This is a genomic window from Frankia sp. CcMO1 (genome assembly GCF_977945845.1).
Map to the genome: position 1 here is coordinate 33,821 of NZ_CDWTMG010000004.1, position 21,039 is coordinate 54,859.

Annotated in this window: 16 protein-coding genes and 1 pseudogene; 7 read left to right on the top strand and 10 right to left on the bottom strand. The window is 71.3% G+C overall.

The window, feature by feature from the left end:
* Positions 1 to 390 (top strand): annotated as a pseudogene (locus tag AC08OU_RS01455) (class I SAM-dependent methyltransferase); the annotation flags it as partial.
* Here the strand turns inward: AC08OU_RS01455 and AC08OU_RS01460 are convergent.
* Entirely contained in the window at positions 369 to 1,247 is an 879-nt protein-coding gene (locus AC08OU_RS01460) for a glycosyltransferase family 2 protein (protein WP_462186697.1), read from the bottom strand. The pseudogene AC08OU_RS01455 and the gene AC08OU_RS01460 sit on opposite strands and share 22 nt — an antisense overlap.
* Positions 1,248 to 1,494: 247 nt before the next feature.
* On the opposite strand from AC08OU_RS01460, the gene AC08OU_RS01465 reads away from it, so the two are divergent.
* Complete coding sequence (locus tag AC08OU_RS01465; protein ID WP_476604100.1) at positions 1,495 to 1,821, top strand: class E sortase; 327 nt, start codon at positions 1,495 to 1,497, stop codon at positions 1,819 to 1,821.
* A gap of 448 nt (positions 1,822 to 2,269) precedes the next feature.
* On the top strand, positions 2,270 to 4,120 hold the full coding sequence (locus AC08OU_RS01470) for a putative bifunctional diguanylate cyclase/phosphodiesterase (RefSeq protein WP_476598567.1): 1,851 nt from the start codon (positions 2,270 to 2,272) through the stop codon (positions 4,118 to 4,120).
* Between the two features lie 66 nt (positions 4,121 to 4,186).
* Here AC08OU_RS01470 and AC08OU_RS01475 read toward each other — a convergent pair whose 3' ends face one another.
* From AC08OU_RS01475 to AC08OU_RS01490, 4 genes are all read right to left on the bottom strand, one after another.
* Positions 4,187 to 5,812 (bottom strand): Gfo/Idh/MocA family oxidoreductase, encoded by a 1,626-nt coding sequence (locus tag AC08OU_RS01475; RefSeq protein WP_476598565.1) that lies wholly within the window; start codon positions 5,810 to 5,812, stop codon positions 4,187 to 4,189.
* Entirely contained in the window at positions 5,809 to 6,618 is an 810-nt protein-coding gene (locus AC08OU_RS01480; RefSeq protein ID WP_476598563.1) for an arsenate reductase/protein-tyrosine-phosphatase family protein, read from the bottom strand. The genes AC08OU_RS01475 and AC08OU_RS01480 overlap by 4 nt, the downstream gene beginning before the upstream one ends.
* Before the next feature lie 56 nt (positions 6,619 to 6,674).
* Positions 6,675 to 7,538, bottom strand: coding sequence for a TylF/MycF family methyltransferase (locus AC08OU_RS01485; protein ID WP_476598594.1), 864 nt, complete (start codon positions 7,536 to 7,538; stop codon positions 6,675 to 6,677).
* Positions 7,539 to 8,982: 1,444 nt separating this feature from the next.
* Positions 8,983 to 10,188 carry a glycosyltransferase family 4 protein gene (locus AC08OU_RS01490; RefSeq protein WP_476598561.1) on the bottom strand — a complete coding sequence of 402 codons (1,206 nt, stop codon included), beginning with the start codon at positions 10,186 to 10,188 and terminating at the stop codon, positions 8,983 to 8,985.
* A gap of 400 nt (positions 10,189 to 10,588) precedes the next feature.
* On the opposite strand from AC08OU_RS01490, the gene AC08OU_RS01495 reads away from it, so the two are divergent.
* The 4 genes from AC08OU_RS01495 to AC08OU_RS01510 all read left to right on the top strand — a co-directional run bounded on the left by AC08OU_RS01495 (position 10,589) and on the right by AC08OU_RS01510 (position 15,000).
* Positions 10,589 to 11,686 (top strand): UDP-glucuronic acid decarboxylase family protein, encoded by a 1,098-nt coding sequence (locus AC08OU_RS01495; RefSeq protein ID WP_462186693.1) that lies wholly within the window; start codon positions 10,589 to 10,591, stop codon positions 11,684 to 11,686.
* Positions 11,687 to 11,730: 44 nt separating this feature from the next.
* A complete protein-coding gene (locus AC08OU_RS01500; RefSeq protein WP_476598559.1) occupies positions 11,731 to 12,567 on the top strand; it encodes a class I SAM-dependent methyltransferase in 837 nt (278 codons plus the stop codon).
* Positions 12,568 to 12,644: 77 nt separating this feature from the next.
* Entirely contained in the window at positions 12,645 to 14,243 is a 1,599-nt protein-coding gene (locus AC08OU_RS01505; protein ID WP_476598558.1) for a hypothetical protein, read from the top strand.
* Positions 14,230 to 15,000, top strand: coding sequence for an FkbM family methyltransferase (locus AC08OU_RS01510; protein WP_462187905.1), 771 nt, complete (start codon positions 14,230 to 14,232; stop codon positions 14,998 to 15,000). Before AC08OU_RS01505 ends, AC08OU_RS01510 begins: the two co-directional genes overlap by 14 nt.
* Here the strand turns inward: AC08OU_RS01510 and AC08OU_RS01515 are convergent.
* The 5 genes from AC08OU_RS01515 to AC08OU_RS01535 form a co-directional block, all read right to left on the bottom strand.
* Positions 14,984 to 15,988 carry a glycosyltransferase gene (locus AC08OU_RS01515; protein ID WP_476602320.1) on the bottom strand — a complete coding sequence of 335 codons (1,005 nt, stop codon included), beginning with the start codon at positions 15,986 to 15,988 and terminating at the stop codon, positions 14,984 to 14,986. The two genes, AC08OU_RS01510 and AC08OU_RS01515, sit on opposite strands and share 17 nt — an antisense overlap.
* The gene (locus AC08OU_RS01520) at positions 15,985 to 16,842 is read right to left on the bottom strand and encodes an FkbM family methyltransferase (protein WP_462187903.1); all 858 of its coding nucleotides are present in this window, start codon (positions 16,840 to 16,842) and stop codon (positions 15,985 to 15,987) included. Before AC08OU_RS01520 ends, AC08OU_RS01515 begins: the two co-directional genes overlap by 4 nt.
* A 77-nt stretch (positions 16,843 to 16,919) precedes the next feature.
* Positions 16,920 to 18,968: a heparinase II/III domain-containing protein gene (locus tag AC08OU_RS01525; protein ID WP_476604101.1), complete on the bottom strand. Its 2,049-nt coding sequence runs from the start codon at positions 18,966 to 18,968 to the stop codon at positions 16,920 to 16,922.
* Positions 18,965 to 20,044 (bottom strand): glycosyltransferase family 2 protein, encoded by a 1,080-nt coding sequence (locus tag AC08OU_RS01530; RefSeq protein ID WP_476593338.1) that lies wholly within the window; start codon positions 20,042 to 20,044, stop codon positions 18,965 to 18,967. Before AC08OU_RS01530 ends, AC08OU_RS01525 begins: the two co-directional genes overlap by 4 nt.
* Positions 20,041 to 21,036: a glycosyltransferase gene (locus AC08OU_RS01535; protein ID WP_476601269.1), complete on the bottom strand. Its 996-nt coding sequence runs from the start codon at positions 21,034 to 21,036 to the stop codon at positions 20,041 to 20,043. Before AC08OU_RS01535 ends, AC08OU_RS01530 begins: the two co-directional genes overlap by 4 nt.
* Positions 21,037 to 21,039: the final 3 nt, after the last annotated feature.

Sequence of the window (21,039 nt, forward strand, 5' to 3'; positions counted from 1 at the left end):
CTGCCGAACGTGCTGCACTACCGGCAGCGCGCGCTGTTCCTGCGGGGTCGGTTCGAGTACACCGAGACCGGTCTCATGGACGCTACCCACCTGCGATTTTACACCGTCGACTCGGCACGGCGGCTGTTGGAGGACAACGGCCTGCGCATCGTCGCCACCGCCACCACCGGTGGTCTGCCGTGGTGGCGCACCCGTGAGCTGCTCCCCGGGGACCTGGTGCGGCGGTGGGATCGCCGCGTGCTGGACCGGTGGCCGAACATGTTCGCCTGGCAGGCGCTGTTCCTCGCGGCGCCACAGGCGACGCGCCGGACCGGCGCCCCCGGCGTTGCCGTGATGCGGCAACGGTCCGCGCCTGGTGGCCGGCCCGGCTACGGCCAGCTTGTCCAGTGAGCGGCGCGCGGCTCGTCGTCACGTGCCTCTCCCGGCGGGGGAAGCATCGAGAGACCGTCCAGCAGGCCGTGGAGGACGAGGGCCGAGGTTCGGGTACCGTGCCCGAGGAGCATGTCCAGGGCGACGGCGCGGGGTAGCACGACGACCGCCGTCGCCAGGGCGATCAAGGCGGCCCGGGCCCGCCATCCGCGGACCCGGGCGAACCAGAGCCGGTTGCGCACCCCGTAATAGGCGTCGCCACGCCGGGGGACGGTCGTGCTCCCGATGTGCCGTGCACGGTGCGGACTGACCACGACGCTCCATCCGGCTTCCCGGACGCGGTAACAGAAGTCGACATCCTCGAACCCGAGGTAGTAACGGCCGTCCAGGGGGATCCGCCGCAGGCAGTCCGCCTTGACGAACATGATCGTGCCTGCGACCCAGTCGGCCTCCAGGGGTCGGTCGCCGGGGGGGCGCCGGGCCTTCGGTGCCGCCAGGACCGGACTCAGCCGCGCCGGGCCCGAGCGCCGACCGTCGTCGTCGACCAGGGTGGGAGCGACCACGCCGATATTCGTCCCGGCCAGCAGCTCCAGGCAGGCGCGCAGCGCCGGGTCCGGGATCCTGACGTGGTTGCCGATCAGGAGATAGGCCTGCGCGGCGGGGTAGCCGTGGCTGGCGAGCCGGAAGCCTCCGCCGAGACCGAGGTCGCGGGGCGGCAGGATCCAGGCGACCGAGGCCGGCAGGTGGTCGGGTCGGTCCGACCGGTCGTTCGCGACCACCGCCACTTGGGCGATGACGGGGCTGCCGTCGAGCCACCTCGCAAGCTCCACGGTCGGCCGGTGTGGACCCCAGTGGACGATCACCGCCACGGTCTTAATCGGACCCCCTGCGTCGCTCGGGTAGAGCATCCGGTCCGGCGGGCGACGAGCCTCCACAGCTCGGAATGAGTACCGAGGGTAACAGGAATGCCTCTGCATGTAACGGTGAGTGAGATGCGGGATGCTGGCGTGACCCGCCGACGATACTGCGTGCTCCATGATTCGGTCCAAATCATTCACCGGCCATGGTGGGAGGCGCCCCCGCCAGCGTCCTGCGCCGGGGTCCGGACATATGACGGGGACCGCCATGCCCGGTGAGCTGGAGAATGTCGTGGTTTCCGGATATCGGACCGCATATGGAGCACTGTTTAGTCGTCTCGATGAGTTGAAGGTTGGGGATCCCCTCCCCGTCGAGGTGCGAGACCGTTACTACACGTATCGCGCCGCCGAATCTGAGGTGGTAGCCCCGACTCGGTTCGACGTCGCCTGTCCGGTGTCCGGGGAACTTGGTGAGGTGCCGGGCAAGGAGCTGATTACTGTAGGCTCTCCGCCCCTGACGGGGGATTTCCCGGAATGGACACGGTGTGGTCCCGGGTGGCAACGGTTTGGATTTCGCCGGTGCCCTTCATGGTGATTAGTATCCCCGGCGGTTGGCCAACGACGGTGTCGGCGGCCACGGGCCGAGCCGATGCCGGTGGAAAGTCGGGCATCGGATACCCTGCGAACTGGCGCACGTTACGCTCGGATAGCGCGGGGATAAACCAGACGCGTGATGCCGGCGGTGGTGGCGCCGTGGGCGGCCATCCTCGACCGGCTGCGGCGGCTTGCTCAAGGACGCAGCTCGCTCAAGGACATTGCGGGATCGGCTTCGGGGGAATTCGATGAATGGGCGGGATCGGATACGGCGTGGCTCGACGATCCGGCACGGCGGTGCGGGCCGCCCGTCGGGTGGCCACCGGTGGTTGCGCCACGAGGTCGGGGCGGGGACGGCTGTCCCCGGGAGCACGCGGACCGGCGATGTCGGTCCGCGTGCTCGCCCAAGTCATGGATGCGTTGCGGGTGGAGCGACGATGGTCCGGTCAGTGCTGTTCCGGTCAGTGTTGTTCCAGTCAATGCTGCCCCGGTCGATGCTGGTCCGGCCGCTCTCGGGGGTCGCCGCCCTGATGGGGGGTGCGCTCGGTCTGTTTCTGGGACTGCTCTGTCTCATCGGCGGATGGGGCGGGCCCGTGCCGTCGCCGGTCGCGTTGTCGTGCGTGGTGCTCGCGGCCGCGGCGTTGTCGATCGCGGTGGCGGTCCGGCCGGGTCCGAACGGTCTGGCCGATGCGAACGGTCTGGCCGGTCCAGCCGGTCCAGCCGGTCCGGACATCCGGTCGTGGGATCCCCGGGGAGGCGTTGGCCGTGCGTGGCCGTGGCGCGGCGTGGTGGACGAGCTGACCGGGCTGCCGGGCCGACGGTACTTCCTCGACGTCGCCAGCCGTTGTCTCGCGGGCGGTGAGCACCGGGCGCGCGGCGCAACGTCCGTGTCGGTGCTGCTCATCGATCTCGATCGGATGCGCGATGTCAACGGGGCGCTCGGGCATGAGTATGGGGACCGCCTGCTCGCCACGGTGGGTCGCCGGCTGCGCGGGGCGCTGCCCGGATCGGATCTGCTCGCCCGGGTGGACGGCAACGCGTTCGCTGTGCTGTTGCGCGGCGCTGACGTGGCCCGGGCCGAACAGGTCGCTCGGCGGTTGCGGGAGGTGCTGGAACTGCCCGTTCCGCTCGCGGGAACTCCGGTGCGGCCCGAGGCGAGCGTGGGGATCGCCCATGCCCCCGAGCACGGCCGTGGCGCGCTGGAGCTCTTTCGTCATGCAGAGGAGGCGATGTACCTGGCGAAGGGGGGCCGTCACGGGCAGACCGTCTACGCCCGCGATCATCCACCGATCAACCGGGCCCGCCTGCTGCTGCGGGCCGAGGTGCGTCATGCGCTGGACTCCGGCCAGATCGAACTGAGTTACCAGCCCAAGGCGGATCTGCGCAGTGGTCGGATCAGCGGTGTGGAAGCCCTCGTCCGCTGGCGTCATCCGGTCGACGGCGTGCGGCCGCCCGACGCCTTCCTGGCGGAGATCGAACGCGCCGGGTTGATGCCGAAGCTCACCGTGCAGGTCCTTGACCAGGCCCTGGCCGACTGCGCGCGCTGGCACGGCCGGGGTGCCCCGCTCGCGGTATCGGTGAACGTCCCCGCGTCGGTCATCGTCGACTGCGCCTTCGTCGGCGTGGTGCGGGCCGCGCTCGCCCGGCACCGGCTCCCGCCCTCGGCGCTCGTCATCGAGGTCACCGAGGACTCCCTCATCGTGGCGCGGGAGCTGGCACAGGGAACCCTGGCGGGGCTGCGCCGGTTCGGTGTGCGGGTCAGCCTGGACGACTACGGCACCGGGTTCTGTTCGCTGTCGTACCTGCGCGAACTGCCGGCCGACGAGGTGAAGCTGGACCGGACCTTCCTGCGTGACCTCGACCGCGATCCGGCCGCGGCCGAGATCGTGCGGTCCACGGTCTCCCTGGCGCATGCGCTGCGGTTACGGATTGTCGCCGAGGGGGTCGAAACGCAGCGTTCCTGGGCCTCTCTCGCCGCCTGGCAGTGTGACGAGGTCCAGGGATACTTCGTGTCACGTCCGATGGCCGGGGAACGAGTTGTCGGCTGGTTGCGGGAATGGGGCAGCCGGCTTGCCGTCCATCCCGGGACCGCGCCGCGCGCCGTGGCGGGACCGGTCGACACCTGCGCGGCACAGTCCCCGGTCTCCCCGATCGTGGCACCGGCGGTCGAGGCCGTCGTGGCCACGCGTCCGTCGGCGGCGGGACCGGCAGCCCGGCGGGCGGTCGGGCGCCGGGCTGCCGGCCGACCTTGCGGCCTCCTGATGGCGGTCGACGGCGTGGCGGTCGCACCGGGCCCGTGATGGCGGTCCGATTCGGGGGTCCGGGCGCCGCCGGCACCAGGACCGTGACGTCCCTGATCCCGGGGATCAGGGTTCGGGCCCATCCCCGCCGGCTGCGGCGTCCAGCCGTAGCGTGAGCGCGGCGACGGCGGCGATCTGCCCTGCGTCCTCGCCCGGGGCGCCGGCCACGATGCCCTCGCAGATGTCGCGGTACATGGCCGGGTAGCTGTCGAGCCGGTTGACTCGCCGCCGCAGGATGCGGGACCCGGCCTCCGCGGTGTACTGCGAACCGTCGACGATGGTGGCCGTCACACCGTTCGCGCGCAGCTGGGACTGTTCCCGCAGACCGTGCCGGCTGCCCCCGGCACTGGTCAGCACGAGCGAGAGGACCGCGTCGTTCTCCAGCTCGACGTACACCGTGAAGGTGTCCGTGCGGGAGCGGGCCACCGTGCTCCGGCGGACCGGCGCGAAGTCGTTGAGCCAGAGGAAGTGGTCGATCCAGTGGCAGCCGTTACTGACCAGCCGGGTGCGTGAGGACGGCCAGCGGTACCAGTGCCGGCGGGGAAGCGGTTCCTCGTACACCACGGCACTGTAGATCAGCGGCTCGTTGCCGTCGGCTAGGCGCAGGTCGGAGCGTAGCCAGGCGTTCATCGGGCTGTGGCGTCGCTGGAAGCAGGCGAACAGGCGCCCGCCGGCGTGAAGGAGTTTCACCAGCCGGTCGAGATCGTCCTCTGTGGTGACAACGGGCTTCTCGACGACGGCCACTGAGCCGAGCCGCAGCGCCTCCCGGGCCAGCGGCGCGTGCGTGTGGTGGTAGCCCGCGATGAGGACGACGTCGGCCTGCTCCCCGTCCCGGAGCAGCGCCGCGGTGTCCCAGGAACATCGGTCCGGTCGCCGGGCGCCCAGCTGGACGGGGTCGATCTCATGCACACCGACGAGGTCGAGGTGATCACGGACGTGCGGGACGATTTGTGTCTTGGCATAGTGTCCCAACCCGAACAGGACAGCGGTGGGTCGTCCGGACGTGGGCGGCGGGCCATGGCGCGGGGTACTCTCCGTGATCGGACTGATCCCGGCGAGTGGGCGATCCCCGGGTCGGGCCCCGGTCCACTCGGTTGCGAGCCAGGCGACGAGACGGTCGACGGCACCGGGATCCACCGGTGCTCCCGACATCGGAGACCAGCCGATGAGCGTGTCGTCCACGACCGGCAACGCGGTCGCCGGCCGGGCCCGGTAGACGATCGCGGATCGCGGTGGTGGCGGATCGGGGCTGACGAAGCCGAGTGGGTCGGCGGGAGCGGGAGCGCCGGTGGGGCCGGGCGGCCCGACCGGGCGGACGAGGTCCTGATGCAGGACGACGCGTTCCATGCACGCCGGGTGGCAGGGGGCGACGAAAGCGACGGTCGTTCCCGTCCGCGAAGCCGCCCCACCAGCGGGTGGGACGGCTTCGACCAGGGTGCCCAGGCCCACGCCGAAGTAACGCTGGTTGCGGTCGCGTTCCCGCAGCCGGCTGGCCGTTTTGCGGGCGACCGCGCGGATGCCGAACTCGCGGGTGTAGGCGGCGAGGGCCCGGCCGCTGCCCGCCCTGACGAAGAACTGACCGTCCACGGGAAACAGCGTCACCCAGGTGTCCGGGCGGATCCGGCAGTGGCCGGGCAGGGGGGTCTCGTCGAGGAAGCCGGCCAGCCACCGGTTCCCGATCAGGATGTTCATCCCGGTGCCGGGGTCCGGTCGACCGGGACATCCGCGAGGCCTGCCGGGCCTGCCGGGTCTACGAGGCCTGCCGGGCCTGCGGGGTCCGTAGGCGCGGCCGCCAGTGGCTCGTGACACGCCTCCGCCAGCAGGGCCATCGGCCGTGACAACGTCTCTTCGATCATCCGCGCGCAGTTCTCGAACGCCTCCCGACCGCCGTCGAGGGGGTCGGCCAGGTCGTCGAGGGCGGCCGGTAGCGCGCGGCCGGCGGCCCGGATCCGCCAGGCCGTGGCGGCGAGGTACTCCCCGGCCACCCGTGCCCCGCCCGGGGGGATGTCGGCGGGGCGGACTCCGGAGGTCAACCGTCCGAACTCGCGCAGGGTGAAGGTACGGCGCATGGCCCGCGGCACAAGGCCCACCACCGTCGAGCGGTGTGCGCGGGTCGCGCACAGCACCAGATCGCTGGCCTGGACCAGGTCCGCTGTCAGCAACCTTGCCCGGAAGCCGGACGGGTCGAGCCCTCGCGATGCCAGGATCGCCGCGGCCTGGGGATACATCGCCTCACCTGCCCGGGCGCATACTCCCGCGCTGCTCACCAGAAGATCCCCGGCGGGGCCGGGTGGATGCCATCCCTCGGACGAGGGCTCGTTACCCCCGGTCCCGCCGGATGCCGGCGCGCCGGCCGCGCCGAGGCCGATCCGGTCCAGCGCGGCGCTGAACCGGGCGGCGGCGAGATGCTCGGCCAGGGGCGAGCGGCAGACGTTGCCGGTACACACCATCAGTACCGCCCACGGTCGTTGCCGCACTGCCACTCCTTCCTCCGCCATCCCTTCCTCCTCTCTCCGCCGGGGCCGGCGGACTGCGGACCAGCTCAGCGTGACCGCTAGGGCTCGTTCCGGCGCCAGTAGACGCAGGTCCAGTCGACTTCGATGATCGGCTCGGTCACCCCGTGGGCGGCCCGGTAGTCCTCGACCGCCGCCCGGCAGCCGGGAACGGCTCCATAGTCGTCGACGATGCAGAAGCCGCCGTCGGAGAGCTTCGGGTAAAGCGCCATCAGCGCGTCGGTGGTGCTCTCGTACATGTCGCCGTCGAGGCGCAGGACCGCGAGGCGCTCGATGGGCGCGGTGGGCAGGGTGTCCCGGAACCAGCCGCGCAGGAAGCGGACCTGATCGTCGAGCAGGCCGTAGCGGCGGAAGTTGTCCCGCACCTGCTCGAGGGACACCGACAGCTCCGCGTACTCGTGGTGGCGGTCGCCGGTGTCGGCGGCGTAGCGCCCCGGATTGGGCGCGGGCAGGCCGGCGAACGAGTCGGCGACCCAGACCGTGCGGTCGGGGACGCCGTAGGCGGCGAGCACCCCGCGCATGAGGATGCACGCGCCGCCCCGCCAGACCCCGGTCTCGATGAGGTCGCCTGGGACGCCGTCGACGATGACTCGTTCGGTGCACTCCTGGAGGTTGCGCATCCGGTGGTCGCCGGTCATCGTGAGCGCCAGCCGCGGCCAGTCCCGGCCGTCGGTCCGGGCGCCCGGTGCGCTCCTCTTGACGATTTCCATTCCCTGGCTGCGGAAGGCTCGTACCAGCATCCTCTTCGCGCCGGTGCGCGGCTCCCACGCACCGTCGTCCCAACCATCCCAGAGAGAGCAGGTCAGCGTCGTGCGAAGCAGATCGAGATACCGCACCGAGGTATCGGAAAGGTCGTGACGGGCGACGGTCGGGTCGTGCGGGGCAAGGGTCGGCGTCGTGGTCATCATGGCTCCTGATGAGAGGGGTGAGCGCGGAAAGGGGATGGGGCCGGGGGCCGTCGGGCTCCGTTCGCTATTGGGTGAGGTGCCGTCCAGGGGGGCGCTGCTGGGTGAGGTGGCGTCCGGGGGGGCGCTGCTGGGCGAGGCGCCTGCCGCGCGGGCGAGCAGGCGGGTACTGGCCAGGTGCAGCAACACGGCCGAGGCGGTGTAGGTGATCCCCGACACCGCGGCCACGATCGGCAGGCGGCCGTCGTGCAGCGCCGCCGCGAGCCCGAGCACGGTCGACAGCGCGACCGGGACCTGGATGGCAAGCACCGTGCGGGCGGCACGGAACCCGAGCAGTACATGGGTGAGCAGGTAATCGACGGACTGCGGGATGGTCGCCAGCACGAGGACCTGGGCGGCCGGGGCGGCGGGGGCGAACCGCGTGCCGTAGACGATGCGGATGGCCGTCGGCGTGACGAGGGTGATCGCACCCGCCACTACGGCGGCGAGGGCGACGGTGGCGATGACCGCGCGGCGCACCACCCGGGCCCGCTGCCGGGGATCGACCAGGGTACGGAGCCGGCTGAACATCACCATGCCGGTTGCCTGGCAGACGGTCGTGCAGGCGCCGGCGAGGGCGACGGCGACGGCGTAGAAGGCCACCTGCTCGGCGGCCAGGAAGGTGGCGACGAGCAGCATGTCCAGCTTGTAGATGACCTGAGCCCCGACGACGGTGCCGTAGGCCCCCAGGGCGGACCGCATGAAACGGCGCCGGGGCAGCAGGCGTCCCGGCCGCGCGAGCGCGGGAAGGCCGCCGAGCACCGCCACGTGGTACCCGAGTGGGGGTAGCAGGGCCGTCACGCCGAGGGCCAGCATCCACGATCCTGGATCGCGGACTCCGCTGCCGGCGAGCGCGGCGAACGCGGCCAGTGTCGCCGCCGCCGGTAGCAGCCGGACGAGCTGGAACTCGCCGGTCATCCGACCGCGGCGCTGCGCGAGCCCGGCGGCGTTGGAGGCGGCCACGGCCGCGGCGGTGAAGCAGGTCGCGCCCAGCACGGCGACGGTGTCCCAGGCGGGTCCCCGCCCGGCTCCCGCGCCGCCCGAACGGCCCGGGCCCACAGTGATCAGCGCCGGCACCACGGTGAACAGCACCGCGGCGAGCAGCGCCGACGCGACGGTCTGGGTGAGCAGCGGGCCGAGCAGCGCGCGGTCCTCACCGTCATCGGTGACCAGCGTCTGGGAGACACCCAGGGCGAACACCATCGCGAGCATGCCCGCCCAGGTCTGCAGCGCGACGAACTCGCCGCGGGCCACTGGCCCCAGGGCGCGGGCGGCCAGGACGCCGGTCGCGGTCCCGACGACCAGCGTGCCCGCGTTGCCGGCGAGTACGGCGACGGTGGAGCGGGGAAGCCGGCTCGCGAGCGGCCCGGTCATGACGGCCCGGCGATTCGGCTGACGGCTCTGGTCATCCGCGCCGAGCGGTGTCGCGCACATGGGCAACGGCGCGCAGGAAGCCGTCCACTGACGCGGCGAGCTCGATGTCGCCGATCACCTTCTCCGACTCCTGGGCCATCCTGGCCAGGACGTCGGGGCGCGCGCGCAGCTCCCCGAGGATCCGTGCGAGCGCGTCCACATCGCCGACCGGGTGAACCCGGCCGTTGCGGCCGGGACGGACATCGTCGGTCGGGCCGGTGGAGCCCACCCGGTCGCTGACCACCACCGGCAGGCCGCAGAGCACCGCCTCCTTGACCGCCAGCGGGTGCGGGTCCCGCTCGGCGGGGTGCAGGTAGAGGTCGCTGGCCGCGTACAGGCGGGGGAGCCGTTCCTGGTCGGCGAATCCGACCATCCGCAACGCGCCGCCGAGCTCGGCGGCCACCGCGTCGAGAGCGGGGCGCAACACTCCGTCCCCAGCCATGATCACGATGATTTCCCGGTCGACCGGACCCCGGGGGGCGCGGGTGAGGACGCGCAGCGCGTCCGCGATGTCGAGGGGGCGCTTCCGAGAGATCATCTTTCCGGCGAACAGGGCGACAAGGGCGTCCGGGGCGATACCCAGCTCGGCGCGAATCGCCGTTCGATGCTTCTCCCGATGAGCCAGTACGGCCCGCAGCACCGTCTCATCGGTGGGATACGGCGTGCGGAACATGCGGGTGGCGGGGACTCCATAGTGGGCCAGGTACGCCTCGTTGTTGTCGCCGATCGTGAGGAATGCACTCACTGAACGCATCAGGTGGGGCAGCGTGAGCCGTTTGACGGCGCGGACGGCGGGGGTTCGCTGGCCGAGGAGTTCGCTGTCACTGATCATGAGGGCGGGTACGCCCCGTCGCCGGCACCAGGCGAGCGCCGCGAGGGAATGGGCGTACCGGTATCCGTAGACGAGCACGCAGGCGGGGCGCAGCCGGTCCAGGGCCGCCCAGGTCCGGGTAACCATCTGCCGGCTGGCGTCGGGCTGCCGCCAGCCCGGGCGCAGCGGCAGGTCCGCGATGAACTCGTGGTGATAACCGGTGACGATGTCCGATTTCCACTGCACGTCGAGGCCGAAATCCGCGTCGAAGTAGCGTTCCAGACCCGATCGGGACAGGAAGAGCACCCGAAGATCCACCTCGTGTTCGGTCAACGCCCGGTACAGCGGCGCGAAATGCTGAATCGCGTGCGATACGACGACTGCCACCGTCGTCGACCTGTGGACGGAGGTCATGAGCCGGCTGTTCCTCCTCGCAATGACCGCTGATCGGACCGGGTGGGCCGTGCGCCAGTACGAATCGATCCGACTCTGTCACTCAAAGTATTAATCGAGCAACTGTCTGTAGATGCGTGTCGCGTGTCGCGTGTCGTAGGCCGCGGATCGCGGGTGCCGGGGTGCCGAGAACCGGTGGGGCCCGGGTGGCGGTGGGTGGCGGTTGCGGCGTCATCGGGTGGAGACACGCGGGTTCCCCGCCGTGGTAGCCCTCCTTCTATCACTGTCAGTGATAGAAGGAGGGCTGTCTGAGGGGCGCGCAGTGTCGTTGTCGACCGATAGCGGAACGTGACGCCCATGGCCCGGCTTTCCTTACTCACGGGTGGTGGTTGGAGTGACCAGGCGGGTCGTCGTCGCCGGCGGGGCCGGCTTCCTTGGAAGCCATCTCTGTGACCGCCTGCTGGCTCGGGGCGCCGAGGTGATCTGCGTCGACAACTTCCTCACCGGCCGGCCGGACAACATCGACCATCTTCGGAGGCATGGCGGGTTCCGCTTGCTGCGGCGGGACGTGACCGAGCCGATCGACGTCACTGGTCCGGTCGACGCCGTGCTGAACTTCGCCTCCCCCGCGTCCCCGGTGGACTATCGGGCCCTGCCCTTGGAGACCCTGTTGGTCGGTGCGTCGGGTACCGCGAACCTGCTGGATCTGGCATATCGCAAGAACGCCCGGTTCCTCTTGGCCTCCACCTCGGAGGTCTATGGCGACCCCCGGGTCCACCCCCAGCCGGAGGAGTACTGGGGCCACGTCAATCCGATCGGTCCGAGGAGCATGTACGACGAGGCCAAGCGCTTCGCTGAGGCGTTGACCGCCGCCCACCGCGCCACCCACGGCACGTCCACCGGGATCATCCGGATCTTCAACACCTATGGGCCGAGGATGCGCGCCGACGACGGGCGCGCCATCCCGACCTTCATTGCGCAGGCCCTGCGTGGCCAGGCCGTCACCGTTGCGGGCGAGGGTCGCCAGACTCGGTCGCTGTGCTACGTCGACGATCTGGTGGAGGGGGTCGTGCGCATGCTGGACAGCGACCTTCCTGGTCCGGTGAATCTCGGCAGCCCCCAGGAGATGACGATCATTGATGCGGCGCGGCTCGTCGTGGAGGTGTGCGGGGCTGACGTCCCGATCACCTTCGTTCCGCGGCCGCAGGACGATCCCACCGTGCGCTGCCCCGACATCACGCTGGCGCGGGAGGCGCTCGGGTGGCGACCCCTGGTGGACGTACGGGACGGGCTTGCCCGCACCGTGGCCTGGTTCCACGGACGTGTCGAGCGGCCGCGGTCCCCGTGGGTGGTGCCCTGTCAGGAGCCACCGGCGGGCTCGGACGTGCTTGGCGGTGACCGCGACGGGTTCACCGTGCGGAGTGGCGGACCGGGGGGTGGCGGACCGGGGCTGGCGGTCAAGGTGGGCGAGGGCGACGCGGCGGATTCGTGACCTCAATCCATTGCTCTTTGTAAGAGGTCGGCTACTTTAAGCATGTGACCCGGGATGGCTCTGGAAACCTCGCGACGATCCCCGGGCGTCGTGCCGGTCCGCTGCGCTGGCGGCTGGCGGGACGTCTGGCCGCGGTCCTTCCCGACCTGCGCGGTCGTGGCTGGCTGACCCGATGGGTACAGGGCTCTGCGAACGCCTACAGCGGTCCCCGCTATCGGCCACCGGCGCTCGCGCCGGTGTTCGACGCGGTTCTGCGCCCCGGTGACTGTTGCTATGACGTCGCTGCTGGCCTCGGGCTCTACACCCTGTGGGCGGCCGGGGTGGTGGGAGCGGCCGGCGAGGTGCATGCCTTCGAGGAAGCACCGCGCACCGGGGCGACGCTCGCGGCCCTGGTCGAGCGCAACCGGCTCTCGGGTGTCCACCTGTCTACCGCCGCGGTGGGCGCCGTGCCCATCCCGGGCGCGACGACCATCACCCTCGATGCCTACGCCGCGCGGCACCGACCGCCTGACCTGGTCAGGATCGGTGGTGAGGCCGAGGGCCTCGACGTGCTGCGCGGCGCCGGTGAGCTCCTACGGGCGCATCGGCCGGCTCTCCTGCTGGCGATGCCGCCCCGCCTCGCCCGCCGCGGCGGAGACCGTCCCGGCGAGAACGGCCACCGCGGCGAACGGGATCGGCGGGCTGCCGGGGACCATCCCGGTGAGCTGGTCTCGCTGCTGGCCGCCGCCGGCTACCGGATCCTCAATCTGAGCCGGCGCGGGCTGACCGGGCAGGGCGTCTTCTCGCCGAACGTGCTCGCGCTCCACGACGGCTGGGAGCGTTTCGAACAGGTCGCCGTCACCCTGCGGCGCACGCCGCTGCCCCGCGACCAGACGGCGTGAGGTTCGGGCATGCCTGATCTTCTCTGCTGGCGGGCTCTCTGCTGGCGGACGTCCCGGGCCGCCTGCCCGCTCGCGGGATGTCCGCGGCGCCACTCGGGCACGCCTACCGGCGACGCCTCGCCGATCCCCTCGGGTGCGCCGTGGTGATAGCCCCGGCCGTGCCGGGTGGGAGGGTTGCCTACGCCGCCCGCCGCCCGCCGCTGCTGTGGCTGATGATCGTGATGGTCAGCGTGGCGCCGTGGTTCGTCGAGGCGTTCCGGATGCCGTCCGAGTCCGACCGGGTGGTCCTGCGCTCGGTGGCGTTCACGTTCGAATGCCTCGCTGTGCTGCTCCTGGTCGGTGCGCGAGCGGGACGTGGTTACGGGCTGGGCTTGTTCCGTCTCGGCCCCTGGTACCTGCTGTGGACCGGGATGTCGTTCGGACTGGTGTCACTGGTCTGGCGCACCCCCCAGCTGGACACCCCGCAGATCCATCTCGACGGCGTGCTGCGGGCACTCGCATTGGCGAGCCTCGCCCTGCCGCTGTGGACCTGCGGATACCTGCTCGGCCCGGGCCGGATGGTGACGCGCGCGGCCACCCGGTTTGCCGCCGCGGCGGCGCCCGGGACCGGTACCCGGCTGCGCGGCCGGAACGTGCCGTGGATCCTGTGCGGGATCTCGGTGGCGGCCAGGGTCCTGCAGATCCTCCTGGGCCAGTATGCCTACCTGGGCGACGCGTCCCAGAAGGTCTCCGAGGCGAGTGCCTACGCCCAGCCGCTCACCCTGCTCGGCGGCCTCGGGATGTCCGCCCTCCTCATCGCCGCCGTCGATCTGGCCCGGGGCGGGGGGCGTCGGCGGGCCTTCGTCGCCCTGCTGTCCATCGAGATCCTCTTCGCCGTCGCCAGCGGGATGAAGGGGGTGTTCGCGACCAGCGTGTGGGGGGTGCTGATCGCGTTCTCCGTCGCCAGCGGCCGGCTTCCAATGCGGTGGATCGCCGCGGCCGCCGCCGTCTTCGTCCTCGTGCTGATTCCCTACAACGCCTCCTATCGGGCCCAGGTACGCAGCCAGAGCCACACCCTGGACGCCCAGTCGGCGGTGTCCATGGCGCCGACCGTGCTGGGCCAGACGCTGTCCGGGGACGCCCCCGCGGGGGAAGGCCCCGCGGAGTCACCGCTGGAGTACCTGACCTCGCGGATGCGGGGCATCGACAGTCTGGCCATCGTCGTCCAGCTGTCTCCCGACATCGTTCCCTACCGGGACATCAACGAGCTGTTCCTGGCTCCCGTCCTGACCGCCGTGCCCCGGGCGGTCTGGCCCGACAAACCGATCAGGGCCACCGGCTACGAGTTCAAACAGCAGTACCTCTCGGGGAACGCCCGGATCTACTCCGCGGCCGCCGTCTCCCCCCAGACCGACCTCTATCTGCACGGGGGCCTGCTTCCCCTGCTGGTCGGCATGGCACTGCTGGGCGCCGGTTTCCGGCTGATCGACGAGGCGTGGGACCCGGCGAAGGATCTGCGCTACATCGTGATCTTCGTTCCGCTCTTCCTCCAACTGGTCAACTCCGAGAGCAGCGTGGGGGACCTCCTCGCGGCGTTGCCCATCCAGCTGGCCGTGCTGTTCCTGACGGCACGTTTCGCCTACGGCGGTGCCCGGCCCGTAACGAAGGGAAAAGATCCTACTCATGGACGCCAGTGATGTTCTTTACCGAACCAAGATCTCGATCGCCGGTGTCCTGACGTCCCCGGCGGTGGGGACAGTCATCGCGGCGGCCACCCGCAACCGGGTCCCCAACCACGGGCTGCGTTTCGACGTGGCTGACCGCGACTTCACCCCGCAGGCGCGGGCGGCGCTGTTCTGGCGGCTGTACGAAGGGGCCGAGATTCGGATGATCCGCCGTCATCTCACGACCTCGGGCACCGTCGTGGAACTCGGTGCGAGTCTGGGCATCACCAGCGCGCATATCGCCTCGCGGCTGGCCCCCGGCTCGCGGCTGGTGTGCGTGGAGGCAAACCCTCACCTCATCGAGGGCCTCACGCGACGCCTGGCCGCGTACGCCGGGCACATCACCCTGGACGTGGAGAACAGGGCGATCACGCAGGCCGTGGGCCCGGTGGCGTTCGCCCTCGTCGGGAACAACCTCGGTTCCCGGTTGTGGGACGACGCGTCGCGGCGGACCGTCACCATTCCGGCGGCCACGCTTCGGGACCTGCTGGTACGCAGGAGGATCGCGGAATTCGACCTCGTCAGCGACATCGAGGGTGCGGAGGCGTCGTTTCTGTTGGGGGATCCGGGCGCGCTGGACCGGTGCCGTCGAGCGGTGTTCGAGATGCACGACACGACCTTCGAGGGACGGCCCGTCACCGCGGCGGACCTGCTCGACGCCGCGCGTGGACTGGGCTTCCAGGTGGTCGACCGCCACGGGGTGGTGGTCACGCTCAGCCGGGACGGGTGAGCTCCCCCGTGCCGGCCGCCTTCTCCCGCCGGTCGGTTCCCCCCGCGGGGTCCGGTGGACCGATCGGCCGGTCCCGGGCCGGGCGAGGACGCGGGACGGAGCGGGCCTCGCGCGTCCACGTACTCCACCGGGACGCCCGGGGTTCCCCGGGCAGGGTCTGGTCGATGTCGGGGATGCGGGCGAGACCGTCCACGACGCCGCGCAGGCCGCAGTGGACGCGGACGATTCCGCGCCGGCGCACCAGCTCGGACACGGCGACCCGGGGCAGCACCGCCAGGAGCAGCCAGGCGGTCACCAGCGCCACCTGCCGCGGGCGGCCGTGGAGGCGGGCGAACCACAGCCGGTTGCGCACCGTGTAGTAGGTGTAGCCGTTGCTGGGTACCGTCCCACCACCGGTGTGCCAGGCCTGGGCCGGACTGACGAGGACACGCCACCCGGCCGCCTGAGCGCGGTGGCAGAGATCCACGTCCTCGTAGTACAGGAAGTACCGAACGGCCATCGGCACCTGCCGATGACACTCGGCCTTGATAAAGGTGATCGCGCCGGTGACCCACGGCACGTCATCGGCGTGGTCCGTGGGGGTCCGGCGGGCGCGCGGCACGGTGAAGACGCGGGTGAGTCCGGCGAAGCCCGGATGCAGACCGTCGGCGTTGACCAGAGTGGGTCCGACGATGCCCACGTCCGGGCGGGACAGCAGTTCCAGACAGGCGTCGACGGTGGCCGGCACGAGCTGGACGTCATTGTTGAGCAGGAGATAGCAGTCGGTGGCCGGATAGGCGTCACACGCGTGCCGGAAGCCGCCGCCGAAACCGAGGTTGCCGGGGGGGACGAGCCAGGCCGTCTCCTCCCCGAGGCCGTCGGGCCGTCCTCGCAGATCGTTCGCCACCACGACGACCTCGCTGATCCGAGGTATCGCCGCCAGTTGCGCGGCCAGATCCATCGTCGGCGCGGTCGGCCCCCAGTGGACGATGACCGCCGTGGTCCTCATGCGCGCACCAGGGGCTCGGGAACCTGCCCGGACGCGGGTCGCGCGGTGGCGGGCGGGACGTCCGGCACGGCCAACGTGGACCAGGGTGCCGCCGTCAGGAATCGCCGAGCCGGCGGCGGAACCTCCGCGTCGACGATGCGGTACCCGTGCCCGCGCAGCAGGTCGCCGACGGCCTCGGCGTTGCGTCCGGTGACCTCGCAGATCACGGTCGGGCGGATGTCGCCCAGAAGCCGGCGCCCACCGCTGAGGACCGCGTGCTCGGCCCCCTCCACGTCGATTTTCACGACGTCCGGTGCCGGGAAATGGGAGAGCAGGCCGTCCAGGGTAAAGGTCGGCACGAGCTGCGCCGCGCGGGTGCCGCCGGTCTGGCTGCTGCCGAATCCGTCCAGATGGCTGGTCGCGCGGTTGCGACTCGCGATGTGGAACGTGCTGATCCCCGGGGCCGCGCCGACCGCGGCGGGCAGGATCTTCACCGTGGCACGGCCATCGGTGGCCGATGATCCGCCGCGGCGTGGTGACCGTGTCTGCGACCGGCGCAACATCCCGACCAGCCAGGTGTCGGGCTCGACCGCGACGACCGTGCCGGACGACGTCGCGGCGGACGCGGCGGCGAAGGCGAACAGTCCCACGTTCGCGCCGATGTCCCAGACCACGTGGCCGGGGCGCACGACCTCGCCGACCAGGTCGGTCAGGACCGGATCGACGGCGGCGAGACTGGGGCGCAGATACTTCAGACCCGCCTCGGAAGAGACGTAGATGCGCGTCGCCTGGAAGGGCGGCGGCAGGCGGCGGGCCACCACCAGATGGTGGGTGAGCCGTTCCGCGAAAGGGCGTAGGGCGGACAGGGTCGGCACGGTGTTCTCCTGTCGGGCAGTTTGTTCGGTTTCGTGGTGATGCGGTGTGACCGGGGTGGGTCAGGTCCGGGTGTGCGTCAGAGGCGGGCGGGCGACGATTCCGTGTCGCCGGAGCGCAGGTTGCCGGAGCGGACCTCGTGGACGACCGTGGTGCGTACCGCGACAGGCAGCTCGGTATCGATCACGTACGCGGCGGTGTACGCCGGCACCGTACGGCTCCATCCGACCGCCCGGCGGGTGGAGCGCACCACCCACCGCCCCGGTCCGCCGGCCCGCAGGACCAGCCGTCCCTGGGACGTGCTCACCGTGAGCGCCTCCGTGGCCCCGCTCCGGGTGGCCCCGCTCCGGGTGGCCGCGTTCCGGCTGGTCCCGCTCGAAGTGGTCCCGCTCGAAGCGGTACTGGTTTGCCTGGTATCGACCGCCGCGGCGGTGACGGACACCCCGGGGGCGAAGTGGAACAGCACCTCGACGTGGTGGCGGCCCTCCCCGGTGATCCGATCGTCGACGGACAACCCGCTCGGGTCGAGTCGCCACGTCCGCCAGTGCACGGGTCGCCCCGGAAGGTGGCGGTAGCCATCATGGCCGGCGGCCAACGTCGCCACGTTCTCGTGGTGGCGCATCGTGACAAGAGTGGGACGGGCCCGGCGGCCCGCCCGGAACGCGCCCCAGACCTCGGTCGAGTCGGCGTGATCGACGATGACGGTCGAGTGGGCGGCGGTACCACGTTCGGCGTCCCGGTCCGGTCCGGGGGCGTAGGTCGAGGTCCCGGTATCCACCAGGAGCGGCCGGCCGTCGTGCCAGAGCAGAAACGCGAGGGTGTCGGCGTGGGCGTGGGCCGGAAGGTCCTCGGGACAGGGCAGGCCCACGTCGGCGAGCAGATGCCACGGTCCCGCCGTCAGCACGGCGAGACCGCTGTCGACCAGCAGAAGGCCGCCGGTCTGGTCAGATGCGGGCGTCCGCGGACGGTGCGCGGTCCCCACGGTCGGCTGCGGCGTCGAGGTCGGCATCTCGGCCGGGCGCGGTGCCGGGATTGGGATCGGACCCGGACTCGGACCCTGGACGGAGATCGGCGTCGATCTCACCGGAGCCGGGAGAAGCAGCCGCAGGGCCTCGGCGGGCACCGCGAATCCGTCGTTGAGCGTGGGAACCATACCGTCCGGTCCGAGCACGGCCGTCAGCCAGGCCCGCATCCTGCCGGCCGCGTCGAGCAGTGCGCCGGGCACCGCGTGGCCCGCCGCGGTGAGCAGCCCGGCGACGTCGTCGAGGTCGGCCAGCACCTGACAGTGATAGGTAGGGGAGCGTTCGTAGTGTCCACCGTCGCTGAGGACCTGCCGATCGAGCTCGCGCAGCAGCGCGTCGACCCATCGTCGGCGGCCGCGGGCGTCGTCATCGGCGACCGCCAGCCCGATCAGTGCCTTGTAGTTCTTCAGCAGGTGGTTCCCGCCGACGTCGGTCTCCAGATGAGTGCGCAGGAAGGACCGGCAGACGCCGAGGTCGGCGAGGACCGCCATCTCGGCGGGCGTTCCCCGCGCGAGCCGGGGCCACAAGGCACACAGCGTCCAGGCCCGGAGCGACACGACATAGGGCGACCAGGCAACCGGATCGCCTAGGGCCACCGAGGTCCGCCAGGCCAGATACAGCCGGGCGAACATCGCCGGCCCCTGAACAGCCTCGGTGGTGAATGCCCATGCCCAGTCCCAGTAGTGCAGATGGTAGCGCCACAGCAGCGGAGCGTCGGCCTGCCTCCAGTCCCATCGGGCTGGGGCCGCGGCGGCGCCGGCCCCCGTGGGGGTGGCGGTCGTGGGGGTGGGGGGCGTGGGGGTGCCGGTCGCGGGGGTGCTGGAGTCCGGGGGACATAGATCGCGGGAGTGGCCGAGCAGGGTGAGGCGGCCCGCGACGATCTCGTCGAACATCGGCCGAGCCGGCGGGCATCTGCCGTCGAATGGCAGGAACCCGATCGGCCAGGATTCCGCTGGCGGCCTGCCGCGCAGCAGCATCTCGCCCAGGCCCGGGTGGCGGCTCAGGATGGCCCGTTGCCCGCGCAGCCGGACACGGGCGCCGAGCTGGACCGGTCGCAGCCCCGCGGTGGTGCGCAGGTAGCGACCGAGCGGAACCGACGCGGTCACCGGTGAACAGACCGGGTCAGTGCGCCGATCGTGAGCTCGTACCAGGCGTAGTAGAGACAGAACAGCAGCCCTTGCCGCCCGTCCCGCCATCCGCTCCGCAGCAGGTACATGTAGCAGAAGAGGACCGCCGGCTTGGCCGGAACCAGCGGGAAGATCACGTCCCTCGCGATGGTCCGCGTGAGCGGTCGGGTTGACCCGGTGGGCCGGCGCACCTCCTCGCGGACCCGCGCCAACCGCTCCCGGGCAGCGGGCTGCGTCACGCGGCGCGCCGCCTCCAGCTCGGCGTAGCGCACGTGCTTGCGCAGCCAGGCGGCGAGTCCTTTGTGGTCCTCGTCGATCAGGTCGGCGGACAGCCGTCCGACCTCACCGGTGACCACGGCCCGTTCGCTGTAGGTGACGGCGTCGTCGAAGTACGCCACCCGCCGATCGAGCAGCCGCGCCTGCCAGCTGTTCGCATACCACCCGCAGTGCGCGATCCAGCGGCCTTCGAACACCAACCGGCGTCGTTGGCTGTAGGCCGCGCAGTCCGCCGTCCCCAGCCGGGCGGCGATCTCGGCGGCGAGCGCGGTGGATACCCATTCGTCGCTGTCGAGGAAGTACACCCAGTCGTGGGCGATCCCCGGGTGGGTCATCGCCCACTGCCGCTGGCCGGCGAACCCACGCCAAGGCTCGTGCCAGACAGTTGCACCGATGGCGCGGGCCAGATCCGCGGTGCCGTCGGTGGAACCCGAGTCCACGACGACGACCTGTCGACACCAACCGACGGACCTGATCGCCCGGACGATGTTCGGTGCCTCGTTGTGGGCGAGGATGATTGCGGTGAGGGGAACCGATCCCGGCGCCGGCTGTGGCTGTGCCGATCCGGCGGGGGAGGGACCGGCGGCACCGGCTGGGCCGGTGGTACCGGCGGTGTCATAGGGGGTCGGCCAGTTCGCTCGGCGTGGGGTTCGCGTCGCTGCCGGTTCTGGTGCTGCCGGTTCTGGCGTTACCGGTTCTGGTGCTGCCGTTGGTGCCGCTGGTGCCGCGGGGAACGATGGGCCCTGGCGCGGCGGGATTCGGTGGGTCTGCGTCGTCATGGTGAGCTCTCTCCTGCATCGAGCAACCAGTCGAAGTAACGCGTCGGATCGAAGGGATTTCCCGTCTCGGGCCGTGGCGTGAACGTGAGCGCCGTGCGCAGCGCCACGGCGAGGTCATCCGCCGACTCCCGGGAGTACGGCACCAGAACCGGGCCGGCCACCTCGCGGTTGTGCGAGGTGTCGCGGGCGATGACGGGTATCCCGGCGAGCCGTGCCTCGGCGAGCGGGTAGCCGAAGGACTCCATCGTCGTCGGCTGCAGCAACGCGCCGGCATCGCGTTGGTGGGCCCGCAGCTCGGCCAGCGTCAGCCGGCCCACGAACCGCAGCGTCCGACAGTGGGACAAGCCATGTTCGTGGGCCTCGCGATCGGTCGCGGTGACCATGATCGCGAGGTGGGCTCCGATCTCCTCCTGAAGCCGGGTCGCGGCGGCATCGACCATGCGGAGCAGGCGCCCCATCGGTTTGAACGGCGCGAACAACACGGGACACAGAAACCGGCCCGGCGTACGGGCCCGGGGAGGGGTCGAATCGGGGGACAGCGGATGGGGCCGGACCACCAGCCTGGCGGACAGGCTCGGAAGCATGGTGAGAACCCGGTCCGCCATTGTGGTCGTCGGTACGACGACCACGTCCGCACGACGGGCGAACAGCCGCACGAGACGTGCTGTCCGGGCCACGCCGTCGGGCAGGCCGCCGGGTAGCCGTCGGGCCTCCTCCGCCGGCAGGAAGTGCAGCACGTTGCGCAGCAGGACCCATCGTTCGCCGCGGGTCGCGAGGAAGCCGACGTTGTTGAGGGCGATCGCGCGCGCGTACCGCCCAGGCCGCTCCCGGCGGGCGAGCCAGCCCGGTTCGATCCGGTGATCTCGGCCGACCAGGTGGACCTGCAGGCCCGGCCGAAGGCTCAGGTAACCGTCCAGTTCGGTCAGGAACCGCAACGCCCCGCCCATCCGAGCACCGGCACAGTCGACCAGGGTCGGGCGGGTGCTGGACATCGG

Bases quoted from the DNA above. Each gene is read 5' to 3' on its own strand.
- AC08OU_RS01510 (WP_462187905.1), top strand. From the start codon at position 14,230: ATGGACGCCAGTGATGTTCTTTACCGAACCAAGATCTCGATCGCCGGT.
- AC08OU_RS01535 (WP_476601269.1), bottom strand. From the start codon at position 21,036: ATGTCCAGCACCCGCCCGACCCTGGTCGACTGTGCCGGTGCTCGGATG.
- AC08OU_RS01485 (WP_476598594.1), bottom strand. From the start codon at position 7,538: ATGACCACGACGCCGACCCTTGCCCCGCACGACCCGACCGTCGCCCGT.
- AC08OU_RS01465 (WP_476604100.1), top strand. From the start codon at position 1,495: ATGCCCGGTGAGCTGGAGAATGTCGTGGTTTCCGGATATCGGACCGCA.
- AC08OU_RS01515 (WP_476602320.1), bottom strand. From the start codon at position 15,988: ATGAGGACCACGGCGGTCATCGTCCACTGGGGGCCGACCGCGCCGACG.
- AC08OU_RS01530 (WP_476593338.1), bottom strand. From the start codon at position 20,044: ATGACGACGCAGACCCACCGAATCCCGCCGCGCCAGGGCCCATCGTTC.
- AC08OU_RS01480 (WP_476598563.1), bottom strand. From the start codon at position 6,618: ATGGCGGAGGAAGGAGTGGCAGTGCGGCAACGACCGTGGGCGGTACTG.
- AC08OU_RS01505 (WP_476598558.1), top strand. From the start codon at position 12,645: ATGTCCGCGGCGCCACTCGGGCACGCCTACCGGCGACGCCTCGCCGAT.
- AC08OU_RS01475 (WP_476598565.1), bottom strand. From the start codon at position 5,812: ATGAACATCCTGATCGGGAACCGGTGGCTGGCCGGCTTCCTCGACGAG.